The organism is Streptomyces sp. WM4235 (assembly GCF_001279725.1).
GTDB lineage: Bacteria > Actinomycetota > Actinomycetes > Streptomycetales > Streptomycetaceae > Streptomyces.
The window spans coordinates 14,048-31,580 of the sequence record NZ_LGDE01000429.1; the positions used below are offsets into that span (position 1 = coordinate 14,048).

At 71.4% G+C, this 17,533-nt stretch carries 12 protein-coding genes; 6 read left to right on the forward strand and 6 right to left on the reverse strand.

What is annotated here, in order from left to right:
- The first annotated feature begins 109 nt into the window (after positions 1-109).
- Positions 110-1,336: an MFS transporter gene (locus ADK55_RS26310; protein ID WP_053682289.1), complete on the forward strand. Its 1,227-nt coding sequence runs from the start codon at positions 110-112 to the stop codon at positions 1,334-1,336.
- 20 nt (positions 1,337-1,356) lie between these two features.
- A complete protein-coding gene (locus ADK55_RS26315) occupies positions 1,357-2,199 on the forward strand; it encodes a siderophore-interacting protein (RefSeq protein ID WP_053682290.1) in 843 nt (280 codons plus the stop codon).
- 140 nt (positions 2,200-2,339) lie between these two features.
- Here the strand turns inward: ADK55_RS26315 and ADK55_RS26320 are convergent, their stop codons facing one another.
- From ADK55_RS26320 to ADK55_RS26345, 6 genes are all read right to left on the reverse strand, one after another.
- A complete protein-coding gene (locus ADK55_RS26320; protein ID WP_420713685.1) occupies positions 2,340-4,820 on the reverse strand; it encodes a dolichyl-phosphate beta-glucosyltransferase in 2,481 nt (826 codons plus the stop codon).
- A gap of 446 nt (positions 4,821-5,266) precedes the next feature.
- Complete coding sequence (locus tag ADK55_RS26325) at positions 5,267-7,804, reverse strand: acyl-CoA reductase (protein WP_053682291.1); 2,538 nt, start codon at positions 7,802-7,804, stop codon at positions 5,267-5,269.
- Complete coding sequence (locus tag ADK55_RS26330) at positions 7,801-9,051, reverse strand: acyl-protein synthase (protein WP_053682292.1); 1,251 nt, start codon at positions 9,049-9,051, stop codon at positions 7,801-7,803. Before ADK55_RS26330 ends, ADK55_RS26325 begins: the two co-directional genes overlap by 4 nt.
- Positions 9,048-10,184, reverse strand: coding sequence for a GNAT family N-acetyltransferase (locus ADK55_RS26335; protein WP_053682293.1), 1,137 nt, complete (start codon positions 10,182-10,184; stop codon positions 9,048-9,050). Before ADK55_RS26335 ends, ADK55_RS26330 begins: the two co-directional genes overlap by 4 nt.
- Positions 10,181-11,626: an MFS transporter gene (locus ADK55_RS26340; protein ID WP_078999425.1), complete on the reverse strand. Its 1,446-nt coding sequence runs from the start codon at positions 11,624-11,626 to the stop codon at positions 10,181-10,183. Before ADK55_RS26340 ends, ADK55_RS26335 begins: the two co-directional genes overlap by 4 nt.
- Positions 11,623-12,891 (reverse strand): phenylacetate--CoA ligase family protein, encoded by a 1,269-nt coding sequence (locus tag ADK55_RS26345; RefSeq protein ID WP_053682294.1) that lies wholly within the window; start codon positions 12,889-12,891, stop codon positions 11,623-11,625. Before ADK55_RS26345 ends, ADK55_RS26340 begins: the two co-directional genes overlap by 4 nt.
- A gap of 908 nt (positions 12,892-13,799) precedes the next feature.
- Here ADK55_RS26345 and ADK55_RS26350 point away from each other — a divergent pair.
- The 4 genes from ADK55_RS26350 to ADK55_RS26365 all read left to right on the forward strand — a co-directional run bounded on the left by ADK55_RS26350 (position 13,800) and on the right by ADK55_RS26365 (position 17,510).
- Complete coding sequence (locus tag ADK55_RS26350; protein WP_234350247.1) at positions 13,800-14,288, forward strand: DUF402 domain-containing protein; 489 nt, start codon at positions 13,800-13,802, stop codon at positions 14,286-14,288.
- A gap of 376 nt (positions 14,289-14,664) precedes the next feature.
- Positions 14,665-14,904, forward strand: coding sequence for a phosphopantetheine-binding protein (locus ADK55_RS26355; protein ID WP_159041550.1), 240 nt, complete (start codon positions 14,665-14,667; stop codon positions 14,902-14,904).
- Positions 14,905-15,354: 450 nt separating this feature from the next.
- Positions 15,355-16,653: an MFS transporter gene (locus tag ADK55_RS26360; RefSeq protein WP_053682297.1), complete on the forward strand. Its 1,299-nt coding sequence runs from the start codon at positions 15,355-15,357 to the stop codon at positions 16,651-16,653.
- Positions 16,650-17,510, forward strand: a complete 861-nt coding sequence (locus ADK55_RS26365; protein WP_053682298.1) for an isocitrate lyase/phosphoenolpyruvate mutase family protein — start codon at positions 16,650-16,652, stop codon at positions 17,508-17,510. Before ADK55_RS26360 ends, ADK55_RS26365 begins: the two co-directional genes overlap by 4 nt.
- Positions 17,511-17,533: the final 23 nt, after the last annotated feature.

The window sequence follows — 17,533 nt, forward strand, 5'->3', positions numbered from 1 at the left end:
TGCCAGGTCACTTGCCGAGAACGCCAACTCCGCCACGACAACCACCCCATGGATTCAAGCATTTCTTAATCAATGGCCTTCAGCGTACAGCGGCGGGAGGATCCGGCACATGCTCTCCACCTTCAGTGGGCTGCCCCGCACAGCCTGGATCGTCTTCGCGGGCACGATCGTCAACCGACTCGGTTTCATGGTCACCCCCTTCCTGGTCTACTACCTGGGATCGCGCGGGATCAGCACCTCCGACGTCCCCTACGTGCTGGGGGCCCTGGGGGCCGGCAACCTGGTCGGCCCGCTCCTCGGCGGTTTCCTGGCCGACCGCAGCGGCCGGCGCGCGACGATGGTCATCGGACTCGTCGGTGTCGCCGCCTCGCACGGCCTGCTGTTCGTCGCCCCGAACCTGCTGAGCCTCATGCTCACGGCCGCGCTCCTGAGCGTCACCGGCAGCCTCGTCGGTCCGGCCGCCTCCGCGCTGGTCGCCGACGCGGTCGACAAGGACCGGCGCCGGGCCGCGTTCTCGCTGGTCCACTGGGCGGTCAACATCGGTACGGCGGGCGCCGGCATGCTCGGCGGGTTCCTGGCCACCAAGGGGTACTGGCTGCTGTTCACGGTGGACGCGGCGACCTCGCTCGTCTACGCGGTGATCGCGGCCACGATGCTGCCCCGGGGAACCGGCCCGAAGGCGGCCGGTCCCAAGGCCGGCGCCGGCGGGGCCGGTTACGGCGTGGTCTACCGGGACCGTCTGATGCGGGGCTTGCTGCCGCTGTTCGCCACCTCCGTCGCGATCTACTGCCTGATCGAGGCGAGCCTGCCGCTCGCCATCCGCGACGACGGCCTCTCCCCCACCGTCCTCGGCCTGATGTTCGCGCTCAACGCCGCGTTGGTCGTCATATTGCAGCCGATCGCGACGGCCGTGCTCGCCGACGTGAAGCCGCTGCCGGTCTACGTCTCGGCCAGCGTCCTGGTCGCCCTCGGCGTCGCGCTGACCGGTGTCGCCGACACCCCCTGGGCGTACGCCGGTACGGTGGCCCTGTGGTCCCTCGGCGAGGCGTCCCTCGGGGGCCTGCACTCGTCGATCATCCAGAGCATCGCCCCGGAGGACGCGCGGGCCCGCTACCAGGGAGCCTTCCAGTGGGCCTGCGGCATCGCCCGGTTCACCGCGCTGACCGCCGGCACCGCGGTCTACGCCCACGCCGGTCCCGCCGTCCTCTGGTGGATCGCCGCCGTGGCGGGTGTGGCCGCCTCACTCACGGTCGGCGCCCTCGGCCCCATGATCAACCGCCGGCACACCGCCATCGAACAGGCCGCAGCGGCGGACTCCGCGCCCGTCGCCGGCTGAACCACCGAAAAGGAACGGCAATGCCTGAAGCACAACCGAGGAAGAGGGTCGTCCACCGCGGACGGGTCCTGCGGACCGAGCGGATCGCACCCGCGATGGTCCGGATCGTCCTGCACGGCGAAGGACTCCGGGAGTTCAGCGCCGGGCGGTTCACCGACCACTACGTCAAGATGCACTTCCCGCCGCCGGGCGTGGAGTACGCGGACCCCACCGACATCCCCGCGATCCGCCGCGATCACCCGAGGGAGGAATGGCCGCGGACCAGGACGTACAGCGTGCGCGACTGGGACGCCGGGACCGGGCGGCTGACCATCGACTTCGTGGTCCACGGCACCGCCGGAGTGGCGGGCCCCTGGGCGGCGGCGGCCCAACCGGGCGACGAGGTGGTCTTCTCCGGGCCGGGCGGCGGCTACGCCCCGGACACCGAGGCCGACTGGCACCTGCTCGCCGGGGACGAGAGCGCCCTGCCCGCCATCGCGGCGGCCCTGGAGGCGATGCCCGCGGACGCCGTGGTGCGTGCGTTCGTCGAGGTGGACGGCCCGGCGGACGAGCAGCCGCTCTCCTCGCCGGCCCGGGTGGAGACGACCTGGCTGCACCGCGGGGCGCGGCCCGTCGGCGAGGCCCTGGTCGAGGCGGTGACCGGGCTGGAGTTCCCCGCCGGATCGCCGCAGGTCTTCGTGCACGGCGAGGCGCACTTCGTCCGGGAGCTCCGCCGGTACCTGCGGGTCGACCGCGCCCTTCCGCCCGCTTCGCTGTCGGTGTCCGGCTACTGGCGGCGGGGCGCGGACGAGGAGGCGTGGCAGGCCACCAAGGGCGAGGGGAACAGCGATCCCGTCCCCGCCGCACCGGCCGCCACCGGCTGACCGGCGGCGCCGACGTCGACCGGCCCCGGTCGCCTCTCCCGCCACACGCACTGCGGGGCCCACCCCCGACCGGGGGTGGGCCCCGCAGTGCGTGTCCCACCGGTGTGGCGGTGGTACGGACGGGCGTCGGGCCGGACGGGTCAGGAGGAGGCGACCTGCCAGATGAAGCAGTCGGCGACCTTGCGCGGTTCCTGGTCGAGCAGGGCGGTGAGCGTGCCGCGCAGTTCGGGGGCGCGCTCCTGGGTCACGGGGAGGACGATCAGGCCCGCCTTCCAGTGGGCGAGGTCCGCTCGTGCCTGGTCCCGCAACCGCGGGGGGACCTCCGAGGGGCCGGCGGCGCCCCAGCGGACGTCGCGCAGCAGGTCGGACAGCATGCGCGGCTTCGCGCCGTAGATCCCGACGCGGTCGGGGCCGGCCGGTCCGTTGAAGTAGCCGCCCGCCAGCTTGAAGCCGAAGCCGGTACCGCTCTGCCAGCGCAGCGCGGCCGCGGAGCCGGGGTCGGGGAGCGGCACCGGGACGAGGGAGCGGCCGTCCTCCAGGTAGTCCTTGTAGTGGCCCTCGGCGATGAACGCCGGCACGGGCTCGCGGTCCGCGGTGACGAGCGGGAGCGGCAGGATCGGCACGAGCGCGGTGGCCACGGCCAGGTATCCGACGACGCGGTGTTCGCGGGCCCGCAGGCCCCCGATCCGGTCGAGGGCCAGGGCGATCAGCATGCCGAAGACCGGCGCGCACACCATGGCCACCCGGCCCTCGATGACCGATTCGAGCAGGGGCAGGTGCCGCAGCAGTGCCCAGGGCGCGGGCAGGGTGACGTCGAACTTCTCGATCCGGACCTGGGGGCCGAGGGAGAGCACGGCCGCGGCGAGGGCGGTGAGGCCGAGGGCGCGGACGGCGGGTCGGCGCCACAGCCACAGGGTGATCCCGGCGGCCAGGGCGATCAGCGGCCAGCCGTAGAAGGCGTTCTGCTCGGTGGTGTTCAGCGAGAGCTTGCCGGCCGTCTCGGCGTCGCCGAACAGCGAGCGGGCCGAGTACTCGGCGAGGGCGCCGAGCGGGTTGCCGGCGCCGCCCTCGCCGTGCAGCACGGAGTGGTAGCTCTGCGGCCCGAAGAACTGCCAGGCCAGGGGGAAGGCGACCAGCGGCACGGAGACGATCGCGGCGATGGCCAGTCCCTCGCCCAGCGGGCGGACGGCCGTGCGGGCGCTCTCGCGGTCGTACAGCGCGAAGACGAGGGCGAAGATCAACATGCCCATCGCCGCCAGCAGGAACGGCTCCTCGCCCAGGAAGACCTGGTACGCGGAGAACAGTCCCAGCAGGATGCCGTCACGGACGACGTTCCTGCCCTCGCAGAGCCGCAGGGCCCGGTCGATGATGACCGGGATCATGAAGAGGACCACGAAGTTCGGATGCGCGTTCGCGTGCGAGACCATCGGTGGCGCGAAGGCCGCCAGGGCGCCGCCGACGGCCGCGGCCCAGCGCTTTTCCGTCAGTCTGCGGTGGATCAGCCAGTACCAGGCCCAGGCCGTCCCGGCGATGCCGAGGGTGAACACCAGGGCGAGGGTGATGGTGGGACCGAAGAGCAGCGTGACGGGGGTGAGCGGCACGGACAGGCCGAGCATCACCGTGTTGCCCATCAGGTTCACGCCGTCGGGCATGTTCTGGAAGTCGGTGAACAGGGGGTTCCGCAGGTGCGCGACATTGTCCGCGGTGACCCCGAAGAACCATTCCCACTGGTTCTGGTCCTGGAGGGAATGGGCCAGGATCGCCCCGTCCGGATCCGCCCACAGGCCCTTGTAGAGAAAGAACGCGGCGAACAGGTACAGCGCGGCCACGAGGATGCCGTGGGCATTGAGGCGGACCAGTTCGCCCAGGGTGCGCACGTAGTCCGGGAAGCGGACCTTGGAGCCGTCCTGGTGTGCCCAGCGGACGGGTACCTCGGCCACCGGCCACCCCTTGCGTCGGAAGTACTGGAGGATCTCCACGTCGATGGCCCAGCCGTCGAGCCGGGAGGCGCCGAAGGCGGCGCGGGCCTGGTCCCCGTCGAACAGCTTGAATCCGCATTGGGTGTCGCGGATGCCGCGGACGGCCACCAGCCGGATGACCCGGTTGCCGGTCCAGCCGAGCACCTCGCGCAGCGCGCTCTGCTGCCGCTCCACGGTGGAGTCGCGGTGGGCGCGCGAGCCGATGGCGGCGGCGAGCCGCGGGTCGTCGGCCAGCGTCTTCTCCAACCCGGCCAATTCCTCCATCGGGGTCGACAGGTCCGCGTCCATCACCAGGACCCGCCGGCCCAGCGAGGTGCCCACGCCGAGGCGCAGCGCACTGCCCTTGCCCTTGTTCTCCTCGGACCGCACGAGCCGGATCCGGTGCTCCTGCACACCGGCCTTCAGCGCGATGGCGGTGGTCCGGTCCGGGGAACCGTCGTCGACGACGATGACCTCCCAGTCCTCCGGGCCGCTGCCGACGTGAGCGTCGAGGTAGGCCCGGACCACCTCCAGGGTCGGAGCGAGCCGCTCCTCCTCCAGGTAGGCCGGGATGACCACGGACAGGCCGACGGACCCCGGTCCCTGGTCGACGGGTTGACCCGTGATGGTCGCACCACGAGGCCTGAGTCTGTCGTTCTGCACGTGCAAGCCATTCGTCGAGTTGTCCCGTTCCACCGGGAGATGCACGGCGACCGCGCGGGTGACGGATCCGAAGCCACTGCGTGCGTCCGCCGCGGAGACGGCGCGGGGAATGGCCCTCGGACCACGCCGACCGTTCCGATCTTCATGACGGTGCCGGGTCTACCCCGCGGTGTGACGCATCGTCCCCCCTCGGAGCGACTCCGGCTGTCTGTTCTTCGCAGCGGAACGGGCGGACAGCCCGACCAATATAGATCAGCCCTCGCAGGGGCCACCCACGCATGGCGGCCTTCGGGTGCCGGTGCGCCGTCGACGCGCCGGGGCGGCGCCCCGCGCGGGCCGGGCGCCCCCCCGCCCGACCGAGGGCCGGGCGGGCCGAACCGGGAGGCATTTGTCACGGCACGACCCGCCCGGCGACGGCGGCGAGGGTGGCTCCGGCGGGCGACGGCTCAGGCGAGCCCGTCCGGGGACTGCTGTCCGCGCCTGCGGTCCACGACCGCCGGCAGTTTGCCGCTCGTCGGCGTGCGGAAGAGCGCGGCCCCGTCGACCGCCTCGACCGTGAAGTCGAGCAGCTTCTCCTCGACCGCCGAGCGCACCTCCGGGTAGGCGGCGAGGAAGGCGTCGCGCGCCGTGTCCGGGTCGAGCGCGTGGGACCGCTCCATCCGGAGGGTGATTCCCTCGCGGGTGGGGCCGCTCGTCAGGACGGTCTGCATCTCGCCGGCGTGGCCCAGGTGCTCCGCCGCGATGGAGACGAAGCGGCGGTGGTTCAGGAAGTACGTCGCCACGCGCATCACCTCGCCGAGTCGGCCGAGCAGTTCGAAGCGCGGGGCGTGGCTGCCGCAGGGGCAGCGCCCGGGCAGCGCCCGCCCGAGGTCGCCTATGACGTACCGGTCGAGGTGCTGGCCGCGGCGGGCCCGGGTGGTGAAGACGAGCCGGCCGGTCTCCCCCGGTGCCACCGGGCGGTCGGTGTCGACCTCGATGATCTCCAGGGTGTGGAGGTCGGCGTGGAGGTGGTGGACGCCGCCGGTGCCGTGCGTGCACTGGTAGCCGAGGGGGCCGAGGTCGGTGCTGCCGTAGGTGATGGAGTGGACGACCTCGATGCCGAACGTCTCGGTGAGGACGCGGCGCTGTTCGTCGGTGAAGTGCTCGCCGCCGTAGTAGATCTTGCGGAGGCCGCCGTAGGAGCGCAGGAGGTCGGCTTCCTCGTGCAGGAGCTGCCAGAGGTAGGAGGGCATCCCGAAGAGGGTGTCGACCTCGTACGCGACGATCATCTCGGCGGTGGCCCGGTGGTCGGTGCCCGCGGCCATCGGCATCTGGACGCCGCCCAGGCGTTCCAGGATGGAGAAGAAGCTGATGAAACCGCCGTACATGCCGCCGCAGTAGAAGAGGTTGGCGGTGCGGTCGCGCGCCGGGTCGTAGCCGGCGGCGAGCAGGCCGCGGGCGGCGGCCCGCATCTGCGTGTCGTAGTCCTCGTACGTGAAGAGCGACAGGGCGGGCGCGCCGGTGCTGCCCCCGCTGCGGAAGTACAGCTCGGCGTCGGCCCGGTCGACGCCCCGGTTGAGGTCCCGGACGTCGTTCTTGTCCAGCAGCGGCCCGGCGGGGAGGGGGAAGTCGACCGGGCGGGCGAGGTCGTCGAGGCAGGCGGTGGCGGCGAAGCGTTCGTCGGCCTGGACCGAGACGCGGCGGCTGTAGCGCTGGAGGGCGTAGACGCCGTCGTGCGGTTCCCCGGAGTAGCCGGCGGTCATGGCGCCGACGGGCGTGACCCGGGTGGCTCCGGCGGCCAGGACCAGGGTGGAGAGTTCCGCGATGTCGGTGCGGCTGCCGGCGAGGCCCGCCGTCTGGAGGTAGCGGCGCATGGGGCGCAGCGTCGCCATGAGGTGCTTGCGGGGCAGCGGCTTGACCCAGACGCTGCGGTGCAGCGGGGAGGCGGTGAGGGCCGGGCGGATGTCGGCCATGACGCGCCAGGTGCGGTCGGGGGCGGCGAGGACGCGGGTGAAGCCGAGGTGTTCCTCCAGGCGGGCGAGGTGCTCGGTGGTGGTCAGCTCCGCGTACTCGGCCGGGTCGAGTTCCTGGTCGGCGGGCGCGGGCCGGGCGGCGAGGGCCGCGGCGAGCCGGTCGCAGAACGCGTGGAGTTCTGCGGTGTCCTCGGTGTCGAGGTAGACGACCTGGGGGCTGGAGCAGGCCTGCTGCTCGAAGAGGCAGACGTCCTCGGCCAGGGCGTCCAGGGTCGCCCCGTCGGCCCAGGCGTCCCGCGTGAGGTAGGCGAAGGAGATCTTGTGTCCCCATTCCACGAGCCGGCAGCCGGCCGGGACGTGGGCGGCGACGCCCGCCACGGCGGACTCGCCGCCCCAGACCGCGACGGCGTCGGCGGGCGCGCACATCAGGCGCAGCCAGTCCTGGCGGGAGGAGGGGAAGCGCAGCACGATGACGCGTTCGGCGAGGGCGCCGGTCGGGTCCTGCGCGACGAGCTCGGCGAGGAGGTGCGGGGCGAGGAGGGTGTCGGTGCTGCTGGTCTTGAGGACGTTCACGTTGCCCGCGAGGAGTCCCTCGACCACGCTGAGCGGGGCGACGGTGGCGGCGTTTCCGGGGGCGATGTGGGCGACCAGGCCGACGGGCGCCCAGGCCTCGTACACCGTCTCCTTCGCGTCGGGGCGGTTCAGTCGCTGCGGGGCGGCGCCGCCCAGTTCGCGGCGGAGTTTGCGGGTGAGGGCGCCCCGGTCGAGGAAGGCCGCGAGTTCGACGTACAGCGTGTCGGCGTCCTCGGCGTCGCCGGCGGGCAGGTGGGGGGCCAGCCGGTCCCGTACGGGGTGGCCGGGATCGCGCAGGGCCGCCGCGAGGGCGTCGCAGGCCGCCAGGACGGTCTCGGTGTCGAGGGGCTCGGCGAGCGCGGCCTCGACGGCGGCGGGCAGCGCGGCCAGTCGGTCGGCGGCCTCGTCGTCGCCGATGAAGGCGCCCTGCCAGTAGTGGTGGTTGGTGGTGTCGGTCATGACATTCCCTTCATCAGTTCGGCGGCGGCCACGGCACAGCTGCGGTTGCGGCTGACTCCGGCGCGACCGTGGATGGTGAACCACGGGGTGGTCAGCTCGCAGCCGCACTCCTCGCCCGGGTGCAGCGAGGCGAGGTCGCCCATGACGACGCTCTGTGCCGGTACGGAGGTGATGTACGGGGACACCAGGTGGAGGTAGCCGCGTTCGCCGTACGGGAGGGGTTCGAGGGTGCGGGTGGAACGGATGAAGACGCGGGACCAGACGGGTGCGTGGAGGTTGTGCCGCGCGCACTCGATGTACGGGACGCAGTGCTCGACGGAGCCGAAGGTGTCGCGGATCCGCTCGGACGGCACGCCCAACTGCTCGGTGACACGGGCGTACAGCTCGTCCTTGCCGATCCGGCGGTCGGCGTGGCCCTTCCAGCCGCCGCCGAGGATGATCAGGGAGCCCTCGGGCAGTTGCAGCGGCGCCAACCCCATGGCACGCATCCGTTCCAGGGTGAACCACAGGAACGCGGGGAAGCCGAGGATGCGGACCGGGACGTCGTCCTCGGCGAAGCGGCGCAGCGCGGCCACACAGCCGAAGGGGTCGAACTCGTGCCCGTTGCCGGTGTCGCGCAGGGCGTACTCGACCTGTCGGGCCGGGGCGAAGTCGCACAGGTAGTTGTCGGTGAACGAGGTGCCCAGGTTGAGGTCGCGGGCGGGCTCGTAGCTGTAGAGGAGGTAGTTGACCGGCTGGTCGGGGGTGATCCAGCCGTTGTGGTCGAAGATGCGGGCGACCATGCGCTGGGCGGAGCGGATCGTCCACTCGTCGAAGAACATCTGCGACTTCTGTCCGGTGGTGCCGGAGGAGGTCAGGTGCAGGTGGACGTCGTCGCGGGGGATGGAGAGGACCTCGTGGCGCTTGAAGAAGTTCGCGTGCACCAGGGGCGCCGCGTACGGGGTGTCGTGCGCGTCCGCGTCCGTGGCGTGCGCGTCCGCGTCCGTGGCGTGCGCGTCCGCGTCCGCGGCGTGGAGGTCGCCGTCGTGGCGGTTCGCGTCCCGGAGGTCTGCGTCCTGGAGGTCGCGGAAGAACGGGGACCGCTCCCGGTGCCAGGCGTTGATCTCCGCCATGGCCGCGGTGAACAGTTCCTCCTCGGCGGGACCGACGGCGTAGGGGTCGGTCAGGTCGCAGAGTTCCTGCAGCCGGGCGAGGGCGGTGCCGTCGGGGACGTCGACGGGGGCGAGATGGGGCTTCGAGCCAGTCATGGGGCGACCTCACGGGAGGGCAGATGCGCCGACGCCCAGGCCGACACATAGGAATCGAGGAAGGGTTGGAGCGGCGGGTCGACGACCACGCCGCGGAAGTCGATGTGCTCGGTGGTGCGGGACATCACCACGTAGTCGTGGAAGCCGTCCCCGTCCCGGCGCATGGCCGGGTACACGGCCCCGGCGATGAAGCCCTGGGCGGCGAAGGCGGACAGCGCGGCGTGGTGTTCGAGGGGCACGAGGGCCTCGACGTAGCCGGCGCCCGCGCGGGTGAGGGTACGGGTGACCGGCTCCAGCCACCCCGCGGCGGCGGTCGGGTCGGGGTGGGCGGCGACCAGGGCGCAGTAGCCCCCGGTGCGGTTGAGGTAGGCGTACACCTCGAAGTCGCCGTCGACCGGGGTGAGCAGGATGTTCGGGGTGTGCAGCGGGTAGAACCAGCGGCCGCCGTCGGGGAAGTGCGCGTGGAAGCGGCGGCGGACGAACGCGGGTGCCTCGATCACTTCCAGGGGCGCGGCGGCGGGCCCGGCGGGCAGCGGCGCCGGCGTCGTGGGCCGGGCGTCCGCGTAGCTGATGCCGAGGCTCGCCCCGGCGGTGCGCAGGAGCGGTGCCAGGAGGGCGGGTACCTGGGCGACGGGGACCCGGCGGTCCAGCACCCCCGGCGAGTGACGCGCGTAGAGCGCGAGGCTTTCCCGGCTGCCGAGGTCGACCGCGTTGGGCAGGATGCCGAGCGGGCGGAACCCGTGCCGGGCGACGACCCGTTGGGGTCCGGCGCTGACGGTGCGGACGGTGGCGTACACCGAGTCGAGGGTCCCGGCGTCGAGGGTGGCGGAGCACAGGGCCTCGGTCAGCCGCCCGGCGAGCCCCGAGCCGCGCTGGTCCGGGTGGACGGCGAGCCCTTCGAGGCGGCCGATGCGGGTGCCGGCCTCGCCGTGGATCGCGGCCGATCCGGCGAGGGCGCCGGTACGGGGGCAGCGGGCGACGAGCCACAGGGTGTGCGGGTCGCGGATGAGCCGGGACATCTCGGCCGGGTCGGTGCCCAACGCCGTGGGGTAGTGCGGTCCGTAGACGGCGTAGTACAGCTGGCGCAGGTCGGCGATGTCCGTCGGCGCGGCCTGCTCGATGACGGCGCTCATCGGGTGCCTCCGGCAGGGGTCGCGGAAGCGGGCGCCGCGTGTGTGGCGGCTTCCGCCTCGGGTGCGTCGGCGGCCTCGGCCTCGGGCCGGGTGACGCGCCCGTCGGCGGCCTCGGGCTCGGCCTCGGGTGCGGCCTCGGGTGCGTCGGCGGGCCGGGCGCCGGGTGCGTCCTCCGTGCGGTATCGCCGGGGAAGCAGGAGCAGGGCGAGGGCGGCGGGGATCAGACCGGCCGCCTGGATCAGGCACAGGGTCCGCGCGGAGAGGTGGTCGCCCAGCAGCCCGAACAGCAGCGAGGCGACCGGGAAGGTCGCTCCGAGCACCGCCTGCATGACGGCGAAGAAGGCCGGTTTGTCGGCGGCCGGGACCAGGCGCTGGAACAGGGCCACGAAGCGGACGCCGATCACCCCGACGCACCAGCCCGTCACCAGGAGGGCGCCGGCGATCACGGGCCATGCCGCGATCAGGCCGGGGACGGCGAGGGCGACGGCCATCGCACCCAGGCAGGCGGAGCCGACCACGGTGGGACGGCCGGGCACCCGGGCGCCGGTGAAGGAGCCGATGAGCGTGCCCAGCCCGAGGGACGCCTCCAGGAGCGACACGGTGGCGCCGTCGCCGTGCAGGACCTTGGCGGTGTACAGCGGCATGACGACGAAGACGGCGGTGGTGAAGAGGTTGGCCGCGGTGAAGCAGAGCAGGATGGCGCGCACGTACGGCAGTCGGCCGAGGATCCGTCGCAGCGTCCGCCGCGGGGCGGGGGCGGCGGCCGTTTCGGCGTCAGCGTCGACACCGGCATCCGCGTTGACGGAGGGCCCCTCGGTGGAAGCCGGGGCACGGAAGCGGACGGTCGTGATGAGCACCGCGGCCGTGCCGTAGGCGACGGCGCAGCCCGCGGCGAGGCCGGCCACGCCGGCCACGTCCACGACGAGTGCGCCGAGCAGGGCTCCACCCAGGCTCGCGAGCGACTGGGTGGACAGTTCGAAGCCGGTCGCCGCCTCGATGTCCTCGTCGTCGACGAGTTCGGGCACGGAAGTGGTCAGGCACGGGTCGAAGAAGGCCTGGCAGGTCGCCAGGGCCAGGGCCGCCGCGTAGACCGCGACGACCGGCAGGTCGCTCGCGGCGGCCCAGCCGGCGAGCACCGCGGCGGCCGTCCCCGCGCCGGCGGCCGCGCCGCGCAGCAGCGAGCGGTGGGAGCGGCGGGCGATGGCGCGGGCCACGAGTGGGGCCAGGGCCACGGCGGGCAGGGTGCTGAGGGCCATGAGCATGCCGGCGGCGAAACCGCCGTCGCCGGAGGCGACGTGGCCGATGAGCCACCAGGAGGTGCCGACCTGGAACATGCGCGTCCCGGCCTGGGTGAGCACCTGGCCCAGCCATACCGTCCCGAAGGCGCGGTTGCGCAGGACGAGCGGGGGCCTGCGGCCCGGGGCAGCCGTCGGGGTGCTCATGCGGTGGGCCTCTCGTCGAGGACGCGGACGAGCTTGCCGGAGCGGGAGTTGACGACGAGGTCGCGGTGACGGGTCCACTCGACACCGAGGGGGTGGACGAATCCCGCGGCGACGCTGTCGGGGTAGAGCGGTCGGGCGGTGTTCAGTCCCTCGACGACCGCCTTGGCCAGGACCTCCAGCGTGCCCGGGTCGTGTTCGGGCGCGGTGGCCAGGCGCAGGATCAGACCATCGCGCCCCTCCCAGCGGCGGACGACGAGTTGTGTGCCCGTGACGAGGCCCCCGGTGTCGGCTTCGGCGACGGCGTTCGTGGCGTCGTCCCAGTACAGGGAGACGGGCCCGACGCGTACGCCTTCCTCGGCGCGGCCCAGGACGCGGAACGCCCCGCCTTCGGTGTCGGTCCACTCGGCGCGGTCGCCGGCGGGGTAGCGGATGACGGGCATGAGGCTGCGGAAGAGTTGCGTGACGACGACGCGGCCGGGCCGGCCCGCCTCGCGGATCGGTTCGCCGGTCGTCTCGTCGAGGATCTCCACGACGGTGTGCGGGGTGAAGGGCCGGTGCGTGCGCGTGTCCGGGCCGGCGACGGGCCTGCCGAGGAGGCCGCCGTCGACGCTGGCGTAGCCGAGCGAGCGGGGTTCGGCGTTGGGGAAGGCGCCCGCGAGGAGGCGGCGCTGGTCGGAGAAGAGCGCCTCGCCCCCGAAGAACAGGAGTTCCACCTGCGGGAGTCGGCGGCCCGTCGACGTCAGGTGCTCGGCGAGGCGGCACAGGGTGGTCGGCGTGCCGGCGACGACGTGGGCGCCGAAGTCCTGGAGGGCGGAGACCGTCGACTCCAGGGGCGCTCCGCCGCCGATGGGCAGGCGCACGTTGGACACGGGGGCGTGGGCGAGCGAGTCGAGGACGAACAGGAAGCTCGCGTACAGCTCACCCGCGTAGAACAGGTCGGCCACCCGGTGACCGGGCCGCAGACCCGCGTCGACGAGACCGGCGCCGAACGCCGTGACGAACTCGCTCCACTCCTCCCGGGTGTAGCAGGAGAAGCGCGGGGTGCCGGTGGTGCCGCCCGTCTTGTACACGACGGCCTCCGCCAGGGGGGCGGTCAGGACCCGGTTGTCGTGGAGGGTATTGGCGGCCCAGAACGCGTTCTGATCCACCACCGGCAGGTCGGTGAGGCTGTTCACCTCGGGCGGCAGGTCTGCGTAGAGGTCGGCGTAGAAAGGGGAGCAGTCTCGGGCGAAACGCACGAGGTCGGAAAACCGCTGGACGGGCATGCTGCCTTTACCTGAAGACGAAGTTGAAAGGGAAAGGAAACAGGCGGCCACTGCGGCGTGACGGTCCCCCGACCTCATCTGTTGACTAGTCAACAATGCACGTGTGCCCTGTAGTTCGAAGGTGCGAGCCACACCTGATCCCGTCTCACATCATGGAACACGGGGGACGCACCGCCAAATCGATGGCACGTACGAGCGGGCCGCAAAGTAGACTTCCGGCCCCCCTGGCCGAAAAGGTGGCGGCGCCGACGCCTCCGCGGCAACCGACCTCACGTGTGCCGGACATCACGTTCCTCGGGCGGGCCGGATCGGGGAAATTCGGTACCGCCCATGCGGACACGCCATGAAGGGGTGACGCCAATCACTCCCCCGGGCGGCTCCGGCCATCGACTGCGAAAGCCCTCTGGGCGTGCCGAACTTGACAGTTCACGGACGCCAATGGAAACGTCATCCACACCCGGAGCGTGCGACGTTGGGGGAACGTCAGCGCCATCACCGCCGAACGTGAGCGATGGACCTCAGGCTTTGTCCGCAGGTCACTCGCAGCTCATCACGGGAGCAGGCGTCTGCTCGCACCAACAGCTCCAAGGGAATACCCACGCACATGTTCCACCGACGCACCACCGACCTCGACGCCGCGACCACGGCCCTTTCGACCCTGCCCGCCCCACCGCGCGCGGTGAAATCGGTTCCGGCCCGCAATCCTTGCCCGCGGCTCCCGCTCAGCCGCCACCTCGGTCATGCTCGCCCCGCCGAGCGCCAGGGGTTTTACCGGGCGGATCCCGTTCCCGGGGGGACAGCGGCGCGTCGATAGAGTCGCGATCATGCAAACCACCTTTTCTGTCGGCGAAGTGATTGTCCGGCGCGAAATCCTGGACGATTACGAATGGATTCGCTATCCGGTGCGAGTGGCCGCCGACGACGGCCACACCCTGGCCGTCTATCTGGCCAAGAACACGCCCCTCACATTCGGGACCCAAGAGTTCCGCTGGGGCCCGCACCCCTGGGCCGCGTTCGAGCACGTCTGGCAGTCGGACGGCGTACTGCAGCTGCAGCGGCCCGGGGAGGGCTACTCGGTGTGGGCGCGCCGGGAGGGCTCTCGGTTCCAGGGCTGGTACGTCAACTTCCAGGAGCCGATGCGCCGCACACCGGACGGTTTCGACACGCTGGACCAGGAGTTGGACCTGTGGATCCCCGGCGATGGTTCGCCCTACCGGTGGAAGGACGTCGACGAGTTCGAGGAGCGGGTGCGCTCCGGCGGCTTCACCACGCACGAGGAGGCGTCCGTACGCGCGGCGGCCGCCGAGGTGGTCGCCCTTGTGGAGCGGGGTGCGGGCTGGTGGGAGGAGTGGCGCGACTGGCGGGCGCCGACCTCCTGGGAGGTTCCGGCACGTTGAGAAAAGGCGCCGTTACAGGCCGCCATATTGCCATTCCATAACCAGGGTCGGATTGCTTCGACGGCTGCCATGTGATTGGATCATGTCATTCGCATTACCGACCGGTAAGTCGGCTGTACGCGATCGGTCGACCATGCGAGTGGAATTGGTGGACGGCCGGCTGCGGCAGCCCGCGAGGGGTTGTTAAAGGGGAGTCAAAAAGTTTCTCCGGCTCCTGTAAAAGATTCGGTGCGACTCGCGCTCCCTGAGCCGCTGTCGGGCAACTCCCATTCCGTGCTGCCCACATGGTCAAACCTGACCGGCAGTTCAAGCCGAAAGCACGTGCTCGACCTGGGCGCGCTCTTGCCCTGGCGGCAGATTCGAGAGGATCGACATATTGAACGCGAGTATTGTGGAGACGCTTTCCCACCTCTGGGAAGAAGCTCTCGGCGAGCCCGTCACCGATATTGACGCCGATTTCTTCGACCTCGGCGGTGATTCGCTCATGGCGCTGACAATCGCGACCCGTGCGATCGATGCGGGACTTCCCATGCCGCGTTCCGGAGTTCTTCGCCGGAGCACCATCAGGCAGCTCGCGGAAGCGGTGGAAAAGCCGGAACTCTTCGAACAGGTCTGAATCGAGGAGTTGCCGCTCCGGGGTGGGCTCGTACCGACACCGGGACCATGTGTCGGTGGCGAGTTCCGGCTGCCGCGACAGGGTGTCCCACCACACCGTGACCGGCACGCTCCCGCGCATCATCGAGTTGACCGGTCGGCCTGGCGGCCACCAGGCGGAACTCGCCCTCCGGACAGCCGACTTGGACCTCATCGCGCCTGTGGGTGAGATGTTGCCTTCGCGCCGGCCGTCCGGCCGAAGCGGATACGTCCGGACCGAATCCGACTGTGGCTCAACACCACGCACCGCGAAGCACGTTGCAGCCTCCGTGGCATCAACGACGTGGCGGAAGGGGTGCGTTGCCGGATGCGGCCTCCATCGTCCGTCGGTCCGCCCGGGAGCCACCGCCCACCGGTGAAATCACAGCGGGCAGCTGATCCGCGACCCTCCCGCCGCTAACGGGGAACCCCCTTGCCCAAAAGCCCTCTGCCCACCACACTCACCAGACCCCTCGACCTCCTGCGCGACCTGGTCCCCGAGCCCGGCGCGGCGCGCCCGATGGCCGCCCTGACGTTCGCGCAGTCGCTCGGCACCGGTCTCTTCCTCACCTCCAGCGTGATCTTCTTCACCCGGACCGCAGGATTCTCCGCCGACCAACTGGCGATCGCCATGTCGATCGCGGGTGTCTGCGGTTTCCTCTGCTCGATGCCGGCCGGCCGGATCGCCGATCGGTTCGGGGCACGCGTTCCGCTGGCCATCAGCTACGCGCTGCTGGGCCCCCTGTTCTTCGTCTACCCCTTCGTCGACAACCTGGCCGAGTTCGTCGTGGTCGCGGCCCTCATCGGGATCTGCGAAACAGGGGCCGGCGGCCCGCTGCGCGGCGCCCTGATTCACGCCCTGTTCGGCAAGGCCAAGGCGTCGGGGGTGCGCGCCCAGATGCGCAGCCTCTTCAATCTCGGCTTCACCGGCGGGGCGGCCCTGGCGGGCCTGGCACTGGCCGACGGCAGCCGCTCCGCCTTCATCGCGATCACCACGGCGAACGCGGTACTCCAGCTGAGCTGCGCCGTCATCGCCTTCCGGTTGCGGCCGCCGGCCGATGTGGAGCCCGTTCCGGCGGCGCCCGCCAAACGGTCCTGGGTCGCGATCAAGGACCGGCGCTTCCTGCTCGCGACCGGGCTCAGCGGTGTGCTGGAGTTCTATCTGCCAGTCCTGACGGTGGGCATGCCGTTGTGGATCGTCCACCGGACCGGCGCCCCCGGAGCCCTGACGGCCGTTCTGATCGCCCTGAACACGATCATGGTGGTGCTCTTCCAGCGCGTCGCGAGCAGGGGCTCGGAGACCGTGCACGGCTCTGGTCGCCTGCTCGTACGGGCAGGAGTGCTGCTGGCGGTCGCCTGTGTGCTGTTCGCCCTGTCCGGGGGCAGAGGAGCGGTCTGGGCCACGGTGTTCCTGGTGCCCTCGCTGATCGCGCTCACCCTGGGCGAGCTGGCCCAGGCCTCGGGCAGTTGGGGACTGGCCTTCGCCCTGCCGCCCCCCGACCGCATGGGCGAGTACCAAGGCGTCTTCGCTCTCGCGCGGGGCTTCCAGCAGTTCCTGGGCCCCGCTCTCGTCACCGTGCTCACGATGAGTCTCGGCGCCACCGGCTGGCTGATCCTGGCCGCGCTGTTCCTCGTCACCGGCCTTGCCGCCGGTCGAGCCTTCACCCGACAGACCCCATCGGACCCGGCGGCGTCCATCGATGCCGCCGCACCAAAGGAGTTAACCCCATGATCCGCAACAGCTATCCGTCGTTCCGACAGGTACTGGCCGACAACCCCCTGACCAAGATCGCCGGTGCGCACTCCTCCCTGGGCGGCCGCATCGCCGAGCAGAGCGGCTTCCAGGCCGTGTGGGCGTCGAGCTTCGAGATCTCCGCGGCGCGCTGCCTCCCCGACGCCAGCCTCCTGAGCATGACGGACTATCTGGAAGCGGCCGCCAACATCCAGAAGGCGCTCTCCGTGCCGGTCGTCGCCGACTGCGACACCGGGTTCGGCAACAGCATGAACGTCGCCTACATGGTGGCCGAGTACGAGAGCGCCGGCATCACCGCCGTGAGCATCGAAGACAAGATCTTCCCGAAGATGAACAGCTTCGCGGCCGCCGATCACACCCTGCTGGATGTGAGCGCCTTCGCCCACAAGATCGAGACGGCGAAGAAGGCCCAGCGGACCGACGACTTCTTCGTCATCGCCCGCACGGAGGCCATGATCAGCGGACTCGGTGTCGACGAGGCCCTCAAGCGGTGCAACGCCTACGCCGATGCCGGCGCGGACGCGGTGCTCGTCCACTCGAAGCAGAAGACCAAGGACCAGGTCCTTGAGTTCCTCGCCCACTGGGACGACCGGCTGCCCGTCGTCGTGGTGCCCACCACCTACCCCGACTGGCACGCGGACGACGCCCGGGCCGCGGGTGTGTCGGCCGTCATCTACGCGAACCAGGGACTGCGCGCCACGATCACGTCGCTGCGCTCCACCTACCGGTCGATCTACGAGACCGGCCACACCTCTCACCTGGAGGACAGCATCTCCGGGGTCAAAGACGTCTTCGACCTCCAGCAGCTCGACGAGTGGCAGCAGCTGGGCGCCTGACAGCCGTATTTCCCCCACCGTCT

Bases quoted from the DNA above. Each gene is read 5' to 3' on its own strand.
- ADK55_RS26310 (WP_053682289.1), top strand. From the start codon at position 110: ATGCTCTCCACCTTCAGTGGGCTGCCCCGCACAGCCTGGATCGTCTTC.
- ADK55_RS26315 (WP_053682290.1), top strand. From the start codon at position 1,357: ATGCCTGAAGCACAACCGAGGAAGAGGGTCGTCCACCGCGGACGGGTC.
- ADK55_RS26325 (WP_053682291.1), bottom strand. From the start codon at position 7,804: ATGACCGACACCACCAACCACCACTACTGGCAGGGCGCCTTCATCGGC.
- ADK55_RS26330 (WP_053682292.1), bottom strand. From the start codon at position 9,051: ATGACTGGCTCGAAGCCCCATCTCGCCCCCGTCGACGTCCCCGACGGC.
- ADK55_RS26335 (WP_053682293.1), bottom strand. From the start codon at position 10,184: ATGAGCGCCGTCATCGAGCAGGCCGCGCCGACGGACATCGCCGACCTG.
- ADK55_RS26340 (WP_078999425.1), bottom strand. From the start codon at position 11,626: ATGAGCACCCCGACGGCTGCCCCGGGCCGCAGGCCCCCGCTCGTCCTG.
- ADK55_RS26345 (WP_053682294.1), bottom strand. From the start codon at position 12,891: ATGCCCGTCCAGCGGTTTTCCGACCTCGTGCGTTTCGCCCGAGACTGC.
- ADK55_RS26365 (WP_053682298.1), top strand. From the start codon at position 16,650: ATGATCCGCAACAGCTATCCGTCGTTCCGACAGGTACTGGCCGACAAC.